This window comes from Enterobacter sp. 22499 (assembly GCF_052044815.1).
GTDB lineage: Bacteria > Pseudomonadota > Gammaproteobacteria > Enterobacterales > Enterobacteriaceae > Enterobacter > Enterobacter bugandensis.
Window position 1 is genome coordinate 452,948 of the sequence record NZ_JBQENR010000003.1, and the last position, 16,271, is coordinate 469,218.

Genomic DNA, 16,271 nt, shown 5'->3' on the forward strand with positions numbered 1-16,271 from the left:
CTCCCTTGAAACATACTCTACTCAATCCCGTCAGGCATGATTTTTTTGTGAAATAAATTCGGGGTCCGTTTGAATTTTACTTATGGGTATAATTTGTTTGTCTGAGTTTTTTTGTAGCAGCAGCCACGGAACCTGTTCAGCGGGCAAGGGGCGGGAGAAAAGGTAGCCCTGGAGATAGTCACAGCCGAGGCTGGTCAGTATTGCCTGCTGTTCGTCCGTTTCAATCCCCTCGGCAACGACAGTCATCTCCATGGTGCGGGCAATATTAATAATGGTTTCCACCAGCTTGCGGCTTTTTTCATTTCCCAGCATAGAGGACACAAAGCTCTTGTCGATTTTAAGCTCTTTTGCCGGAAGAACGCTCAGCATCAGCAGGTTGGAATAACCCGTGCCAAAATCATCAATAGAGACGGTGATCCCCGCATGGTTAAAGGCGTTGAGCAGCTCGATGCTGCGGTCGAGATTTTTTAGCGCGGTACTCTCCGTGACCTCCAGGATCAGCCTTGAGGGCGACAGATTATATTTATCCAGCATGGACGACACGATGTGAAAGATATCCGGCTGTTCGAACTGAATGGGGGATAAATTGAGCGATAACGTCCACTGGCTGAAACCTTGTTCAGTCCAGAAATGAAGCTGCCGACACGCGGCTTCAATAGCCCAGTTGCCAACCGGAATAATCAAACCCGTTTGTTCCAGAGTGGGTAAAAACAGACCTGGCAGCAAAACGCCTTGCTCCGGATGCCGCCAGCGCAGAAGAGCCTCAAAACCGTGGATTGTCTTCTCTTTAGCATGCCAGGTTGGCTGATACCACAGTTCAAACCGATCGCTTTCCAGCGCCTGATAAAGTTCCTGCAGAAAACCCGGCTGCGCCGGAACCGCCGTTGACATCTCAGGGCGGTAAAACGCCCAGCCGTTACGACCTTCTTGCTTAACGTGGTGTAAGGCGGCATCCGCCTTAAACTTCAGTTCATGCAGCGTTTCGCCATCCTGAGGATAAAGGCTTACACCCGCGCTGAGGGTGGTACTCAGCGTATGTCCGCAAAGGGATAGCGGACGGCGCATATCCGCGAGCAGCGTCGTGAGCAGGGTAGTGAGCTTTTCTTCGTCGTATTCGGGAACCAGCAGGATAAAGGCATCCCCACCCAGCCTGGCCAGCGTCATCTCACGGGTAAGTAGGGAGGTGATGCGCTGGGCAATGGTAATTAATAACTCATCACCGACGCTGTGACCCCAGGTATCATTCACGCGTCTGAAGCGATCGACATTCAGAAAAATCACGGCAAATTGTTTGTTACTCAACAAGGCGCTGTGCAGACAATCCTGCATTCGGATATCCATCTGCTGGCGGTTTGCAAGGCCGGTGAGAGCGTCAAAGCGAACCTGTAGCTCAAGCTGACGGTTGAGTTGGCGCAGATTGTCCGTCAGTCGGCTGGTCCGCCAGTGCGAATCGATAAGCGAAATAATTAACATCATGCCGAGCAGGGCGAGCGTGGTGACGGAAACCCAGATGGATAACCCCAGCTCGCTGACCCCGCCGGGGAGCGTATGCGCCATCTCATGGAAATGCGCGGCGCTCATGCCCGTATAGTGCATCGCGCAAATGGCGGCGCCCATGACTAACGCGGCGAGAATGCGAGTCACAAAGACCCCTTTGTGCTTATCTCTAAGGCGAAAAGCCAGCCACAGCGCCACGCCGGAGGCGACCACGGCAATCATCACGGACACACCCACAATGCGCCGATCCCAGAGGATGCTTCCTTCCAGCATCAACGCGGCCATGCCGATATAGTGCATAGCGACCACGCCAGCGCTGAGGATAACCGTGGCGAAGAACAGCCGAAAGGGAGAGAGGTGTTTGCCCGTAACGGCAATATTTATTGCTATCGTGGAGGCAACGATCGCCACGCCGAGAGACGCAAGGGTTAGCCATAGGTCATAGCTCATCATCATCGGCATTTGCATCGACAGCATACCGATGAAGTGCATTGACCAGATCCCGATGCCCAGCGTGATCCCGCCGGCAATGCGCCAGAACAGAGACGCTTTACGGCTGGAAAGGGGAATTTTCCCGGCGCTGTCCAGGGCCACAAAGGAGGCGATAAACGCCACCAGATAAGAGACAGCGATCAACACAGGGTCCCACGATATATTGAGCATTATGCAATCCCACACCTGAGAGGGTTACCGATTTTGCCGGCCGGCACGTCTTTATCTGGCAACGAACATGCGCATTCAAACCATATTAGTTATTTATCGTGGAAAATAGCCACTTATATAAAAGGTCAAACTTACCCGAAATATAAAATATATTCTTTATGTTAATGCATTAAGTACGGCTAAACATAGTTGATAGATTGTAGCAAAGCGTCTTAAATATGTGTGCATATGGACCGTTGTACCGCAGATAATGGTATCGCTTCAGGAGGCTTTGGACCAGCAATACAGCATATGGGGTATGACATTTCTACTAAAACCTCTTTTTTATCTGACTTAAGTTAAATACAGGGTGGGTAACGGCGAAACGAGAAACCAGCGTATTATGTGAGGACAAACGCAAAAGTGAATGCTATAAATCTAAATGCCGACCAAAATATAAGTTGTGGGTAAAATCATGCTAAGAAATATTAGTGTCAGGACCTTCATTGCCTGGTTCCTGCTGTGCCTGTTTTTAGTGAATGCAGGTATCGTTGCTCTATTTTCCAGCAATCTTCCTCTTTTCGTTTCGATTAATCTGGTCAATTTCGTTGGATTATTTTTGCTCTGGAGTTATATGACGAAGTTTCTTGTGACGCCGATCAATACTGTGAAAAAAAGTATTGAAGAAGTGACCGCAGGCAACTTAGGCGTCTCTATCCCCGAGTTTGGCAATAACTGCGCGGGGCGATTAATTCCCGGGATTAATACTCTTTCCAGCAACATCGCTACGCTGGTGCGTGAGATCAGGGCATCATCACAAAACGCCATGGCCTTGTCGGATCAGCTCTCTTCCCGCAGTGCTCAGCTCTCGGTGAAAACAGAGCAACAGTCTGCATCTCTGGTGCAAACTGCGGCAAGTATGGAGCAGATGGCGGCAAGTACCCGAAACAATGCCGATAATACCCGGCTGGCGAGCGAGCAGGCGAATGCCGCGACGCTGCAGGCGCGCAAGGGCGGAGAACTGATGGAACAGGTTGCCAGCAATATGCAATCCATTACCGAGTGCGCGCAGCAGATGACGGAAATTATCTCGCTGATCGACGGGATTGCATTCCAGACGAATATTCTGGCGCTTAACGCGGCCGTCGAGGCCGCGCGGGCGGGCGATCACGGGAAAGGGTTCTCCGTGGTCGCAGAGGAAGTCCGAAACCTTGCTCACCGCAGCGCCGAGGCGGCGAAAAACATCAAAACGCTGATTGACGTTACCAGCAGTAATGTCACCCAGGGGGCCAGCGTTGTGTCGGAAGCGGAGAAGAATATGCGTGACATCGTGACCGGCTCCGGCAACGTCAGCCGGTTAATGGACGAAATTTCTACCTCAACCGCAGAGCAGGAGAAGGGCATTTCCCAGATCACGCTGGCGCTGTCCGAACTGGAGCGGGTCACGCAAAGCAACGTGGCGATGGCGGAGGAGCTCAACGGTTCCTCTGATGTGCTGCGTAATCAGGTGATCGAACTGCAGACGCGGACCCGAAATTTCAGGCTGGACCAGGGGCACCCCCTGTCACCAGTAGCCAGCCCTGTCTCGTTTCATCCGCGCCCCGAGCACTCTCATTGACAGCTTCCCGAAGCCTGGCATGCCAGGCTTTTTTATTCTCAAAATATAGCGTGTACAATTCCTGAGCGATTTCAGCGCGATGCGAAACATAGTTGTTGCTTAACCCCTGATGGAAGCTAGACTGACATCGAAAGAGCCAAACAGGGGAGGCGCTGTGGAGAGCATTAAAGGATCCGAACTTAACGTTCCTGACGCAGTTTTTGCGTGGGTGCTGGACGGTCGCGGCGGTGCCCGACCGCTGGAAGATGATGATGTCATTGATAAAGAGCATCCCTGCTGGCTACATCTGAACTATACCCACCCGGACAGCGCTGACTGGCTGGCCTCGACTCCGCTGCTGCCTAACAACGTACGTGATGCGCTTGCGGGGGAAAGCCTGCGGCCTCGCGTAAGCAGGATGGGAGACGGGACGCTTATCACCCTGCGCTGTATAAACGGCAGCACGGATGAACGTCCCGATCAGCTGGTTGCGATGCGCGTCTATATGGACGATGGGCTGATTGTTTCCACACGTCAGCGTAAGGTTCTGGCGCTGGATGACATTGTGAACGATCTCAAAGAGGGGACCGGACCGGTTGACTGCGGCAGCTGGCTGGTGGACGTCTGTGACGCCCTGACCGATCATGCGAGCGAATTTATTGAAGAGCTGCACGATAAAATCATCGACCTGGAAGATAATCTGCTCGATCAGCAGATCCCTCCGCGCGGCTTTCTGGCGCTATTGCGCAAGCAGCTGATCGTGATGCGTCGGTATATGACGCCACAACGGGATGTGTATGCCCGTCTGGCCAGTGAAAGACTCAATTGGATGAATGACGATCAGCGCCGCCGGATGCAGGACATTGCTGACAGGCTGGGCCGCGGGCTGGATGAGATCGATTCCTGTATCGCCCGAACGGCGGTGATGGCGGATGAAATCGCGCAGGTGATGCAGGAGTCGCTGGCGAGAAGAACCTACACGATGTCCCTGATGGCGATGGTCTTTTTACCCAGCACATTTCTGACAGGGCTTTTTGGCGTTAATCTGGGCGGTATACCCGGCGGCGAATATCGGTACGGCTTCACCGCGTTTTGCGTCATGTTAGTTGTTTTGATTGGTGGTGTTGCATGGTGGTTGCATCGTAGTAAATGGCTGTAAATTTACGATTTTTTCACCTTTTTCGAGGATTAAAACGCTCTTTTAATTGAGCGAAGTCAATAAACATCACCCCCGTAAGGTGCAATATTACTCCCGCAGGTGAATGCAACGTCAAGCGATGGGCGTTGCGCTCCATATTGTCTTACTTCCTTTTTTGAATTACTGCATAGCACAATTGATTCGTACGACGCCGACTTTATAGTCGGCTTTTTTTTGCCTCCTGTTTCTCAGCGTCTACCCTAAAAGGGACGACAGCAAATCCTGGAGGGAAAGATGAGCATTTTACTCGCTCTGCTACTGCAACACGCGCGTCAGTCCGATCCTGTCCCCACCGATCCCGTGCCGATGCCAGATCCCATTCCGCGTCCGCAGCCGATGCCAGACCCGCCGCCGGACGAAGAACCGATTAAATTGTCGCATCGAACCCCGAGATCTGCGAGGATACGCGCCATCTGACCGTAAAGATGACCACGAGAGATTATTGTGACCGCTTTTTCTACCCTGAATGTTCTGCCTGCCGCCCAACTCGACAACCTCAACGAGTTGGGATACCTCACGATGACGCCTGTTCAGGCGGCCGCGCTGCCCGCTATCCTTGAAGGCCGGGACGTGCGTGTGCAGGCGAAAACGGGCAGTGGGAAAACGGCCGCTTTCGGTCTTGGTCTGCTGCAGCATATTGACGCGTCGCTGTTTCAGACCCAGTCACTGGTCCTGTGCCCGACCCGCGAGCTGGCAGATCAGGTCGCGGGTGAACTGCGTCGCCTGGCGCGCTTCCTGCCCAATACTAAGATCTTAACCCTCTGCGGTGGGCAGCCGTTTGGCGCACAGCGCGATTCTCTCCAGCACGCGCCGCACATTATCGTCGCGACGCCCGGCCGCCTGCTTGATCACCTGCAAAAAGGCACCGTTTCGCTCGATGCCTTAAGCACGCTGGTGATGGACGAGGCGGACAGGATGCTGGATATGGGCTTCAGCGATGCCATTGATGAAGTGATCCGCTTCGCGCCGGTCGATCGTCAGACGCTGCTGTTCTCTGCGACCTGGCCTGAAGCCATCGCCGCGATCAGCGGTCGCGTGCAGAATAACCCGCTCACCATTGAGATCGACAGCGTCGATGCGCTGCCGGCCATCGAACAGCAGTTCTTTGAAACCTCGCAGCAGGGAAAAATCCCGCTCCTGCAGAAACTGCTGAGCCAGCACCAGCCTGCGTCATGCGTGGTGTTCTGTAATACCAAAAAAGACTGCCAGGCGGTTTGTGATGCCCTGAATGCGGCGGGGCAGAGCGCGCTGTCGCTGCACGGCGACCTTGAACAGCGCGATCGCGATCGGACGCTGGTGCGCTTTGCTAACGGCAGCGCGCGCGTGCTGGTGGCGACCGACGTGGCCGCACGCGGCCTGGATATCAAATCCCTTGAACTGGTGGTGAACTATGAACTGGCCTGGGACCCGGAAGTGCACGTCCATCGTATTGGTCGTACCGCGCGCGCCGGAAACAGCGGCCTGGCCATCAGCTTCTGCGCACCGGAAGAGGCGCAGCGCGCCAATATTCTCTCAGAAATGTTGCAGATCAAACTGAACTGGGTGAACGCGCCGGGCAACGTCAGGCTCGTGCCGCTGGAGGCCGAAATGGCGACGCTATGCATTGATGGCGGCAAAAAGGCCAAGATGCGACCGGGGGATGTGCTGGGCGCACTGACCGGAGATGTGGGGCTGGAAGGGGCGGATATCGGGAAAATTGCGGTTCATCCGGCACACGTGTACGTGGCGGTTCGCCAGGCGGTTGCGCATAAGGCGTGGAAGCAGCTGCAAAACGGCAAGATTAAAGGCAAAACCTGCCGCGTACATCTGCTGAAATAAGGCATAAAGCGTCTCAGAAGGTCTTTCTGAGACGCCCATCGCTTATTTCACTTCAAGCACGTTCAGACGCAACTCTTCGAACTGATTGTCCTCGTCTTCCGGCTGCCAGCCCGCAGGCTGCATTGGGATCTCTTCCCTGTCAAACGCCAAATCGCCACCATTCACCACCTCCGAGCCGTGGTTGATACCTTTGAAGTCGAACAGCTCTACGTCCGCGAGGTGGGAAGGAACCACGTTCTGCATCGCGCTGAACATGGTCTCAATACGGCCCGGATAACGTTTGTCCCAGTCGCGCAGCATGTCGCCAATCACCTGACGCTGCAGGTTCGGCTGTGAGCCGCACAGATTGCATGGAATGATCGGGAACCCTTTCGCCTGAGAAAAACGCTCAATGTCTTTTTCCCGGCAGTAGGCAAGAGGACGGATCACAATATGCTTGCCATCATCGCTCATCAGCTTAGGCGGCATGCCTTTCATCTTGCCGCCGTAGAACATGTTCAGGAACAGCGTTTGCAGAATATCGTCGCGGTGATGGCCCAGCGCAATTTTGGTCGCGCCCAGTTCCGTTGCGGTGCGATAGAGAATGCCGCGGCGCAGACGGGAGCAAAGCGAGCAGGTGGTTTTCCCTTCCGGAATCTTCTCTTTAACGATGCCGTAGGTGTTTTCTTCGACGATTTTATACTCAACGCCCAGCTGCTCCAGATATTCCGGCAGAATGTGCTCCGGGAAACCCGGCTGTTTCTGGTCAAGGTTGACCGCCACCAGGGAAAAATTCACCGGCGCGCTTTGCTGAAGATTACGCAGGATCTCCAGCATGGTGTAGCTGTCTTTACCCCCTGACAGGCAAACCATGATGCGGTCGCCTTCTTCAATCATGTTGAAGTCCGCAATGGCCTCGCCCACGTTACGGCGCAGGCGCTTTTGCAGTTTATTCAGGTTGTATTGCTCTTTCTTTGTATTTTGTTGATTTTCTTGCATTTATTACTACCTTCGGAGCCAGTAGCGGCGAAAGACGGGTTAGCGCCGGCAGATAATAGCCAGCAGGCAAAAGTATGCCGCGTATGGTACGGATTCCGGCGGCGAATGCCAGCACGTTTTACACTCTGCGCAATAGCTAATAAAGCGTAGTCGGCTTTCTGTTCGCCTTCCGGGAGAGGGGGGACCAAAACAAACTGGCGTTATCGTTGAACGCGGAAGCCATAAGGTACTGCTTGCTCATGACGGCGCGTATGCGAAGCTTCACAAAATGCAATTCGGTGCGTCGAAGAGGTCATTCATTTTGAGGCCCGCATGCAAAAGCGGGCTGATAGCACCTGACCGGATACATGCATAAGATAGCGTATAATGCTTTCCCGACATACGCTTATATATTCCGTGACTGACCCTATGACATTGAATCGCTTTTGTTTTATTCTGCTAATCTTAGCTGCGATCGGCAGCCTTTTTTCCTCGTATCCTTTTGCCATGTGGTTTCTGCTGATTAATATGCTGACGATAGCGATTTATGGTGTCGACAAAACGGCGGCACGAAAAGCGATGCGCAGGATACCGGAAGTCACTTTATTGACGTTTGGTACTGTGGGAGGGTGGCCAGGCGCCATATTGGGCCAACAGCTCTTTCGCCATAAAACGCAGAAGCAGCCCTTCAAAACCTGGTTTTTGCTGAGCATTGTCGTGAATATTTCAGCCACGGCGGCGCTTTATCATTTCTGTCCCTTTATTCTTTTTTGAACATCATCAGGACCGCACAAATTTACCGTTGACCTCAAGTTAACTTGAGTTTTTAAGATGTCTGCGACATGTTGATACAGGAGTAACATCTTAAAATGAAAGACATTGATGTAGGATTCACTCATGTTGCGTTTATGGTCAGGGATCTGGAGAAGAGCCTTGCTTTCTATCGGCGATATGCCGGGATGGACGTCATCCATTCGCGTGAGCCCGATCTTCCAACTGCCCGTAAAGTGGCGTGGCTAACTGACCATACGCGTCCTTTTGCGCTGGTTCTGGTGCAGGCGGACACCGTGACCGATACGCCGCTGGGGCATTTTGGCCACCTTGGGATTGCCTGCGCCACGCGCGAAGAAATTGACAGAAAAACTGCGATGGCCGCTAAAGAAGGGGTGTTGAGGAAAGCGCCGGAAGATCTGGGTGATCCCGTCGGCTATTATGTCTTTTTTGCCGATCCTGATGGTAATACCTTAGAGCTCTCATACGGCCAGCGTGTCGGAATAACAGCGATCCAGGCGAAATAGTAAAACGCCTGAAAACGGTCTGAAAAATCCTGCTACGCTTGTTTGTTGTATCAGGAGCATGAGTATGAAGAACAAAGACGAACAAACAGGATTAGTGGGGCTGGCGATTGGGGCCGCCGTTATAGGGCTAGTTTCATCGCAAAAAACGATCGATCGTGACAGCATTGTCAACGAACTTGTCAGGCTGGGCAGGCAGAAAGGCGATGGTGTAGAAGATGAGGTTTTTCTCAAAGCTGCCGAACTGGTAAGAAAAGGGGTATAGCCAATGGCTGACATTCGTCATGCACAGTGCCACTGTGGTGCGGTGGCTTTTACCGTCGAACTGACTGACGGCTTGAATACCGCGCGGCGCTGCAGCTGCTCTTTTTGCCGTATGCGGGGCGCGGTTGTGGTCTCTGCACCGCTGTCGGGTATCACCGTGACCATTGGTGAGGATAAGCTGACGGAGTACCGGTTCAACACGGGGACGGCGCGGCATTTCTTCTGCTCGGTCTGCGGGATTTACACGTTCCATCAGCGTCGCTCTAACCCAAATGAATACGGCGTCAATGTGGCCTGTTTTAAAAATGTGTCGCCGTTTGATTTCCCAGAAGTGACGGTGATGGATGGCGTAAACCATCCGAGCGACGGCGAAAGCGGCGTTTTTGGCTATCTCTCGTTTCGCAAAAAAGAGACCAATCAAGATTAATTACCGCCTGGCCTTTTTTTTATCAGCCTGGCTATAGTGGGAAGTGGGTTTCTAAAACAGGAGAAATTATGCTCTGTGTAGAAAAAGACGATCCGCGTGAGGCCCCGGAATCAGGGGATAAAAAACCTCAACCCGTGAAAAAATAACGCTCGAAATGCGTATGACCGCCACCGGCACTGCTGGTGGCTTTTTTCTGGGATTCACTGTTAATGGTGATCCAGATGGTTTAGCAGCGTGCCGAGATGCCCGACAATATCTCGAAAATCAAAGATTAACGCCATCCACAAGCATGCTAAAAGTGTCAGAATGGTAACGGATATACGACCAAACAACGCAGGTATCCTTAATGAAGAGGGGGATATCGGCGCAGTCTAACCCGCTTTCTTTCAACTTATCCTCAACAATATCGCGATAAAGCGCTGTTGTGAGACAAACATCAAAAAAAGGAGAGCCCGCATGACGCTGCGGGCTCTGACCATCAGAACTGGTAAACCAGGCCTAATGCAACGACATCGTCGGTGCTGATACCGTTGTTTTTGTAGAAGCTGTCATCTTCATCCAGCAGGTTGATTTTATAATCAACATAGGTGGACATGTTCTTGTTGAAATAGTAGGTCGCGCCTACGTCCGCATATTTAACCAGGTCCTGATCGCCCTGACCGTTGCCCAGGTCTTTCCCTTTAGACTGCAGGTAAGAAATGGCCGGACGCAGACCGAAATCGAACTGGTACTGTGCGGTCACTTCGAAGTTCTGAGTTTTGTTGGCAATACCACCGCCTGATTTGCTATCACCTGAACCGTACGGCGTCATATTACGGGTTTCAGAATACATCGCCGCCAGGTAGATATTATTTGCGTCATATTTGAGGCCTGCAGTCCAGGCATCCGCTTTATCACCACCCGCATATTGAGACGCAGCGCCAGTACCTGCGCTTACCTGGTCATTTGTACGGTCAGATGAGGCGTAAGCGGCACCGGCACTGAACCCCATGCCGAAATCATAGGTGGTTGAAATACCGAAGCCGTCGCCATTCTCATAACGCATGTCGCGGCCGTTGTTGGTGCCTTCCTGATTGTTGCTGGCATCTTCATTGTTGCCCTGATACTGCAGCGCGAAGTTCAGACCCTGCACCAGACCATAGAAGTCAGTGTTGCGGTAGGTTGCCACGCCGTTGGCGCGGCCGGTCATAAAGTTATCCGCATAGGTGTAAGAGTCGCCGCCGAACTCAGGCAGCATATCGGTCCAGCCTTCCACGTCGTACAGCACGCCATAGTTACGACCATAATCGAAGGAACCGTAGTCACCCACTTTGACACCCGCGAAGGCCAGACGCGTCCAGGACTGATTATCAGACCCTTCGGTGTTATTCGCCTGAATGTTATATTCCCACTGCGCGTAGCCGGTCATCATGTCGTTAATCTGCGTTTCACCTTTGAAACCCAGACGCATGTAGGTCTGATCGCCGTCTTTTGAGGCATCATCGGAGAAATAGTGCAGACCATCTACTTTTCCGTACAGATCTAATTTGTTGCCGTCTTTATTATAAATTTCTGCCGCATGCGCGGCGCCAGCCATTAACAGAGCTGGAATCATCAGAGCCAGTACTTTTCTTTGCATCGTGATATTCCTTTGCAGTTGTTTTTATTTGATTACCTGTTGAACTTCCCGGATAAGAAAGTTGTCTCATGCTAAATCACTCCTGCGAAAGAGTAATAAAATATAATTGTTACTAATTGAGTAAAATCTCAAATGAATAAATCCGCGGAAATGATCATTGTTGTGGTGAATGATTGAAAATGATTCATATTAAATAAAAATTATTAATCAGCGGTTAAATCAGGTAATCTCTGCCCCGTTATATGCCTTTAAGATTATTTATCCATAATTATCGTGAATGTCATTTGGGAAACTAAAGAGAGATTCATTAATTATCTGGATTAGCCCGATGTGAAGACACCGGGTTTTTTTATGCCAAAAAAATGCCCGGACAAGCCGGGCAGTGGAGTTAGTCGCTGGTTGATTTTTCGGCTTTACCCGCCATTTGTGCCAGGAAGTCATACCGTTTTTGCAGATCTTCGGCGGCGTCTTTCCAGAGCTGTTCTGCCACCTCAGGCTGTTGCGCATTCAGACGGCGGAAGCGCTGTTCCTGCATCAGCGTCTCTGCCAGGGCATCTGACGGCGGACGTGAATCTAGCGCCAGCGGTAATTTGCCCTCGTCCGCACGGCGCGGATCGAACCGGTAGAGCGGCCAGAAGCCGGTGGCCGTCAGCTGACGCATCTGATCGTGGCTTAGGGCCAGGTCGTAGCCATGCTCTTCGCACGGGCTGTAGGCAATGATCAGCGACGGCCCCGGATACGCTTCAGCCTCCTGAATGGCTTTCACCGTCTGGTTAAGCTGCGCCCCCAGCGAGATTTGCGCGACGTAAACGTGGCCGTACATCATCATGCTCACGCCGAGATCCTTACGTGCCTTGCGTTTACCGTGTTCACCAAATTTCGTGACGGCGCCCAGCGGCGTGGCTTTCGATGCCTGCCCACCGGTATTGGAATAACATTGCGTATCCAGAACCAGAATGTTGACGTTTTCGGTCAGGCTTAACACATGATCCAGCCCGCCAAAGCCGATGTCGTAAGCCCAGCCGTCACCGCCAATCAGCCAGATCGATTTTTCGACCAGGGCGTCAGCGTCGGTCAGAAGCTGTTCAGCGCCGTCAATTCCCTTGAGTGCGCTGCGAAGTGCAGCTACCTGCTCGCGACGAACCTCTGGCGTGGCTTCTGCGTGTAGCGCCGCGTTAAGTTCAGCCGGGATCTTATCGGCAAATTGTTCAAGCAGGCGCATCACGCGCGCGCGGTGCTGGTCAACGGTGAGTCGGAAGCCCAGGCCAAATTCGGCGTTATCCTCGAATAACGAGTTAGCCCATGCCGGACCGCGCCCATTCGCATCGGTGGTGTACGGCGTGGAGGGCAGGTTACCGCCATAGATAGACGAGCAGCCGGTGGCGTTGGCAATCAGCATCCTGTCACCATACAGCTGGGTAAGCAGTTTGATGTACGGCGTTTCACCGCAGCCGGAGCATGCGCCGGAGTACTCGAACAGCGGCGTGATCAGCTGCGAGGTACGAATATCAATGCGTTCCAGCTTGCTGCGATCGATTTCCGGCAGGTTCAGGAAGAAGTCATAATTCACTTTTTCTTCTTCAACGTGTTCAAGGCGCGACATCATATTGATGGCTTTGATGTCCGGGTTCTGCCTGTCCTTCGCCGGGCAGACCTCAACGCACAGGTTACACCCGGTGCAGTCTTCCGGTGCGACCTGCAGAACGTATTTCTGGCCGCGCATGTCGCGGGATTTTACATCCAGGGAGTGCAGGCTGGCTGGGGCATCTTCCATTGCTTCCGGTGACACCACTTTGGCGCGAATGGCCGAGTGCGGGCAGGCCGCGACGCAGTGGTTACACTGGGTACAGAGTTCTTCTTTCCAGATGGGGATCGCTTCGGCGATGTTGCGTTTTTCCCAGCGGGTGGTGCCCATCGGCCAGGTTCCGTCCGGCGGCAGCGCAGAGACGGGCAGGGCGTCACCCAGCCCGGCCAGCATGGCGGCCGTGACGGTCTTCACGAAATCAGGTGCGGCATCCGAGACCACCGGAGGGCGATTCGGGCTGGCGTCATTGACCGGCTGCAGCGGCACCTCGAACAGCGACTCGCGCGCCAGCGCCAGCGCCTGCCAGTTTCGCTCTACCAGCTCCTGCCCCTTGCTGCTGTAGCTTTTGGCGATGGCGCCCTGAAGTTCCACCAGCGCGCTGTCGCCCGGCAGGATATTGGTCAGATGGAAGAAGGCCATTTGCATGACGGTATTAATACGCGCGGCCAGGCCACATTCGCGGGCAATTTTCGCCGCGTTAACCACATAGAATCGGGCTTTTTTCTGATTCAGCACCGTCTGTACTTCCTGCGGCAGGCGTGCCCAGACCTCATCCGCATTGTATGGCGTATTGAGGAGGAAAATACCGCCGGGCTTCAGGCGCTCAGCCATCTGGTACTTGTCGATAAACTGCAGCTGATGGCAGCCAACAAAGTCGGCCTGAGAAATAAGGTAGGCCGAGCGGATGGGCTGCTCGCTGACGCGCAGGTGAGAAACGGTCAGACCGCCGGCTTTCTTGGAGTCGTAGACGAAGTAACCCTGCGCGTACCACGGGGTTGAATTGCCGATGATCTTGATGTTGTTTTTGGTGGCCGAGACGCTGCCGTCGCTGCCCAGGCCGTAGAACAGCGCTTCAAGTTTGGCCGTTGCAGGCAGGGTATTTTCCGGTAAAGGCAGGGAAAGATTCGTTACGTCATCATAAATACCGACCGTGAAACGCGGCTTGGGTTTCGCTTCCCTTAGCTCGTTAAACACGGCCAGCACGCAGTCCGGGCCAAACTCTTTAGAAGACAGGCCATAGCGACCGCCGATAACGCGCGGTAGCGTTTCACGTTCGCCGTTATTAAAGGCTTCAGCGAGGGCGGTCATCACGTCAAGATACAGCGGTTCCGCGTGTGCGCCCGGCTCTTTGGTTCGATCGAGCACCGCCACGGTACGCGCGCTTTCCGGCAGGGCAGAGAGCAGATGTTTAGCCGAGAACGGGCGGTAAAGACGCACTTTAAGCACGCCGACCTTTTCGCCGCGGGTCAGCAGCTCGTCGACCACCTCTTCACAGGTGCCGATAGCAGATCCCATCAGCACAATCACGCGCTCGGCCTGCGGATGGCCGTAGTATTCGAACGGCTTGTACTCGCGTCCGGTTGCGGCGGCAAAGTCATTCATTGCCTGCTCGACGTGGTCATAAACCGCGTTGTACCACGGGTTTGTGGCCTCGCGTGACTGGAAATAAGTATCCGGGTTTGCCGATGTCCCTCGAATTACCGGATGTTCCGGGTTAAGGGCGCGGGCGCGATGCGCGTCGATTTCCGCCTGCGGCAGAAGCTCAAGGATAGTCTCGTCCGCCAGCGGGACGATTTTGTTGATTTCGTGAGAGGTGCGGAAACCATCAAAGAAGTGAATAAACGGCACGCGACTTTTAAGCGTGGCGATATGCGAAATTAAGGCAAAGTCCTGCGCTTCCTGAACGCTACTGGCGCACAGCATCGCGCACCCGGTCTGGCGCACGGCCATCACGTCTGAGTGATCGCCAAAAATTGAGAGTGCGTGGGTGGCCACGGTACGCGCCGCGACGTGCAGGACGAAGGGGGTCAGTTGTCCCGCGAGTTTGTACAGCGTTGGGATCATCAACAGCAATCCCTGAGAGGAGGTGAACGACGTGGAAAGCGCGCCAGTCTGCAGCGCACCGTGGACCGTAGCAATCGCACCCGCTTCAGACTGCATTTCAACCACTCTCGGGACATCGCCCCAGACGTTTTTTAACCCGTTTCCCGCCCAGGCATCCGCCTGCTCGGCCATAGTTGAACTTGGCGTGATCGGATAGATGGCGATAACTTCACTGGTGCGAAACGCGACTGAGGCAACTGCACCATTACCGTCAATAGTTTGCATAGGACGACACCCTTACATTGCGCAAAAAATAGGGGGCTGTCATAAGGCGACAAACCCTGAATATTATCTGTGTAGTCTAGCAAACAGGGGGTTTTACGATTTTCGCTTTTGTGTCCTCGGTATTCCCACCATCAATGGTTAGATCAAACTTAGGGCGAAAAAATTGCGAGAAATTGTTTCAGCGGCGCATAAATACGCACTTCCGCTCTCGACGACACGGGATGTGATGCCTATTATGCTTAGGTTTCGCACTAATTACGGGGAAGAGAGCATGCGTTCAGCATTTTGGGTAGGGTGTGCCGCGTTATTGTTGTCGGCATGTAGCAGTGAACCTGTGCAGCAGGCCACGGCGGCCCACGTGGCGCCGGGAATGAAAGCGGCAATGTCCAGTTCAGGCCAGGCCAACTGCGCCATGATTGGCGGCTCGCTGTCTGTTGCCCGCCAGCTTGATGGTTCGGCTATTGGGATGTGCGCCTTGCCAAACGGCAAACGCTGCAGTGAACAGTCGCTTGCCGTTGGAAGCTGCGGTAGCTACTGATTATTCTGCTCGCTTAAACATTAGCGTCTTATCGGCCGTCGCCAGCGTCAGCTGGTCTTCAGTCAGGTCGACCTGCGCCCCTTTGCGCAGCATGTCGCCGATGGCCTGATCCAGCTCGTTAAGCTGTGGTTCGGTACAAAGTTTGCGGGTCATCGCCAGCGTTTTCACTTTCAGCTCACCTTCGGACAGCTTCCCCTGCCCGTTGAAGCGGTTACACATCTGGCCCGAAACGCTAATGTTATCAATGAGGCTAATGTCGGGAAGCGCGTTAAAAGCGATCTCAGGCTGCGTTGTCATGCCCTTCACGGATTTGCCGTCCACGTTTTCCAGAACAAAACGGTGGCTCTTCAGCTGATCCGGCTGAACGGATGCTTTGCCCGGATTAACGCAGCCGCTGAGGACAAGGCTGATAACACTTAACGCGATGAGCTTTTTCATTTTTCTTCTCAAATAATAAATTCTGTGAATCTTTTACCAGTGTAACGATACTCTGCGGTGCGTTAATGG

General features: G+C 53.4%; 15 protein-coding genes and 2 pseudogenes. 11 read left to right on the plus strand and 6 right to left on the minus strand.

All coding sequences use genetic code 11. The features are described 5' to 3' along the window. Positions 1–30: 30 nt before the first annotated feature. Entirely contained in the window at positions 31–2,160 is a 2,130-nt protein-coding gene (locus ACTJI7_RS13340) for a putative bifunctional diguanylate cyclase/phosphodiesterase (RefSeq protein WP_258150617.1), read from the minus strand. Positions 2,161–2,614: 454 nt separating this feature from the next. Between ACTJI7_RS13340 and ACTJI7_RS13345 the strand changes: the two genes are divergently transcribed. The 4 genes from ACTJI7_RS13345 (at position 2,615) to dbpA (ending at position 6,752) form a co-directional block, all read left to right on the plus strand. After that, a complete protein-coding gene (locus ACTJI7_RS13345) occupies positions 2,615–3,757 on the plus strand; it encodes a methyl-accepting chemotaxis protein (RefSeq protein ID WP_440669429.1) in 1,143 nt (380 codons plus the stop codon). Positions 3,758–3,911: 154 nt separating this feature from the next. After that, positions 3,912–4,895, plus strand: coding sequence for a zinc transporter ZntB (gene zntB / locus ACTJI7_RS13350; protein WP_028013350.1), 984 nt, complete (start codon positions 3,912–3,914; stop codon positions 4,893–4,895). A 273-nt stretch (positions 4,896–5,168) separates the two neighbouring features. After that, positions 5,169–5,351: a proline-rich small protein YnaL gene (ynaL, locus tag ACTJI7_RS13355; protein ID WP_071993717.1), complete on the plus strand. Its 183-nt coding sequence runs from the start codon at positions 5,169–5,171 to the stop codon at positions 5,349–5,351. A 27-nt stretch (positions 5,352–5,378) separates the two neighbouring features. Beyond that, complete coding sequence (dbpA, locus tag ACTJI7_RS13360; RefSeq protein ID WP_028013349.1) at positions 5,379–6,752, plus strand: ATP-dependent RNA helicase DbpA; 1,374 nt, start codon at positions 5,379–5,381, stop codon at positions 6,750–6,752. Between the two features lie 42 nt (positions 6,753–6,794). Here dbpA and ttcA read toward each other — a convergent pair whose 3' ends face one another. Both ttcA and ACTJI7_RS13370 read right to left on the minus strand, forming a co-directional pair. Further along, a complete protein-coding gene (gene ttcA, locus ACTJI7_RS13365) occupies positions 6,795–7,730 on the minus strand; it encodes a tRNA 2-thiocytidine(32) synthetase TtcA (RefSeq protein ID WP_047368660.1) in 936 nt (311 codons plus the stop codon). A 20-nt stretch (positions 7,731–7,750) separates the two neighbouring features. Then, positions 7,751–7,924 (minus strand): annotated as a pseudogene (locus tag ACTJI7_RS13370) (site-specific integrase); the annotation flags it as partial. Here ACTJI7_RS13370 and ACTJI7_RS13375 point away from each other — a divergent pair. From ACTJI7_RS13375 to ACTJI7_RS13400, 6 genes and pseudogenes are all read left to right on the plus strand, one after another. Beyond that, positions 7,921–8,010, plus strand: a pseudogene (locus ACTJI7_RS13375) (ABC transporter); the annotation flags it as partial. The pseudogenes ACTJI7_RS13370 and ACTJI7_RS13375 sit on opposite strands and share 4 nt — an antisense overlap. Before the next feature lie 128 nt (positions 8,011–8,138). Next, the gene (locus tag ACTJI7_RS13380) at positions 8,139–8,483 is read left to right on the plus strand and encodes a DUF1294 domain-containing protein (RefSeq protein WP_126325918.1); all 345 of its coding nucleotides are present in this window, start codon (positions 8,139–8,141) and stop codon (positions 8,481–8,483) included. A gap of 95 nt (positions 8,484–8,578) precedes the next feature. Beyond that, positions 8,579–9,007, plus strand: coding sequence for a VOC family protein (locus ACTJI7_RS13385; protein ID WP_028013318.1), 429 nt, complete (start codon positions 8,579–8,581; stop codon positions 9,005–9,007). Positions 9,008–9,071: 64 nt separating this feature from the next. Next, on the plus strand, positions 9,072–9,269 hold the full coding sequence (locus tag ACTJI7_RS13390) for a hypothetical protein (protein ID WP_028013317.1): 198 nt from the start codon (positions 9,072–9,074) through the stop codon (positions 9,267–9,269). 3 nt (positions 9,270–9,272) lie between these two features. Continuing rightward, positions 9,273–9,695 (plus strand): GFA family protein, encoded by a 423-nt coding sequence (locus ACTJI7_RS13395; RefSeq protein WP_126325919.1) that lies wholly within the window; start codon positions 9,273–9,275, stop codon positions 9,693–9,695. Between the two features lie 68 nt (positions 9,696–9,763). Beyond that, positions 9,764–9,841 (plus strand): hypothetical protein, encoded by a 78-nt coding sequence (locus ACTJI7_RS13400; protein WP_223239581.1) that lies wholly within the window; start codon positions 9,764–9,766, stop codon positions 9,839–9,841. Between the two features lie 332 nt (positions 9,842–10,173). On the opposite strand, the gene ompC is transcribed toward ACTJI7_RS13400, so the two are convergent. Beyond that, positions 10,174–11,313 (minus strand): porin OmpC, encoded by a 1,140-nt coding sequence (gene ompC, locus ACTJI7_RS13405; protein ID WP_028013315.1) that lies wholly within the window; start codon positions 11,311–11,313, stop codon positions 10,174–10,176. A 388-nt stretch (positions 11,314–11,701) separates the two neighbouring features. Further along, positions 11,702–15,226, minus strand: coding sequence for a pyruvate:ferredoxin (flavodoxin) oxidoreductase (gene nifJ, locus ACTJI7_RS13410; RefSeq protein ID WP_248203450.1), 3,525 nt, complete (start codon positions 15,224–15,226; stop codon positions 11,702–11,704). Between the two features lie 271 nt (positions 15,227–15,497). Between nifJ and ACTJI7_RS13415 the strand changes: the two genes are divergently transcribed. After that, complete coding sequence (locus tag ACTJI7_RS13415; RefSeq protein WP_028013313.1) at positions 15,498–15,764, plus strand: putative hemolysin; 267 nt, start codon at positions 15,498–15,500, stop codon at positions 15,762–15,764. Here ACTJI7_RS13415 and hslJ read toward each other — a convergent pair whose 3' ends face one another. Then, the gene (hslJ, locus tag ACTJI7_RS13420; protein WP_028013312.1) at positions 15,765–16,202 is read right to left on the minus strand and encodes a heat shock protein HslJ; all 438 of its coding nucleotides are present in this window, start codon (positions 16,200–16,202) and stop codon (positions 15,765–15,767) included. It lies immediately after the preceding gene. Between the last annotated feature and the right edge of the window lie 69 nt (positions 16,203–16,271).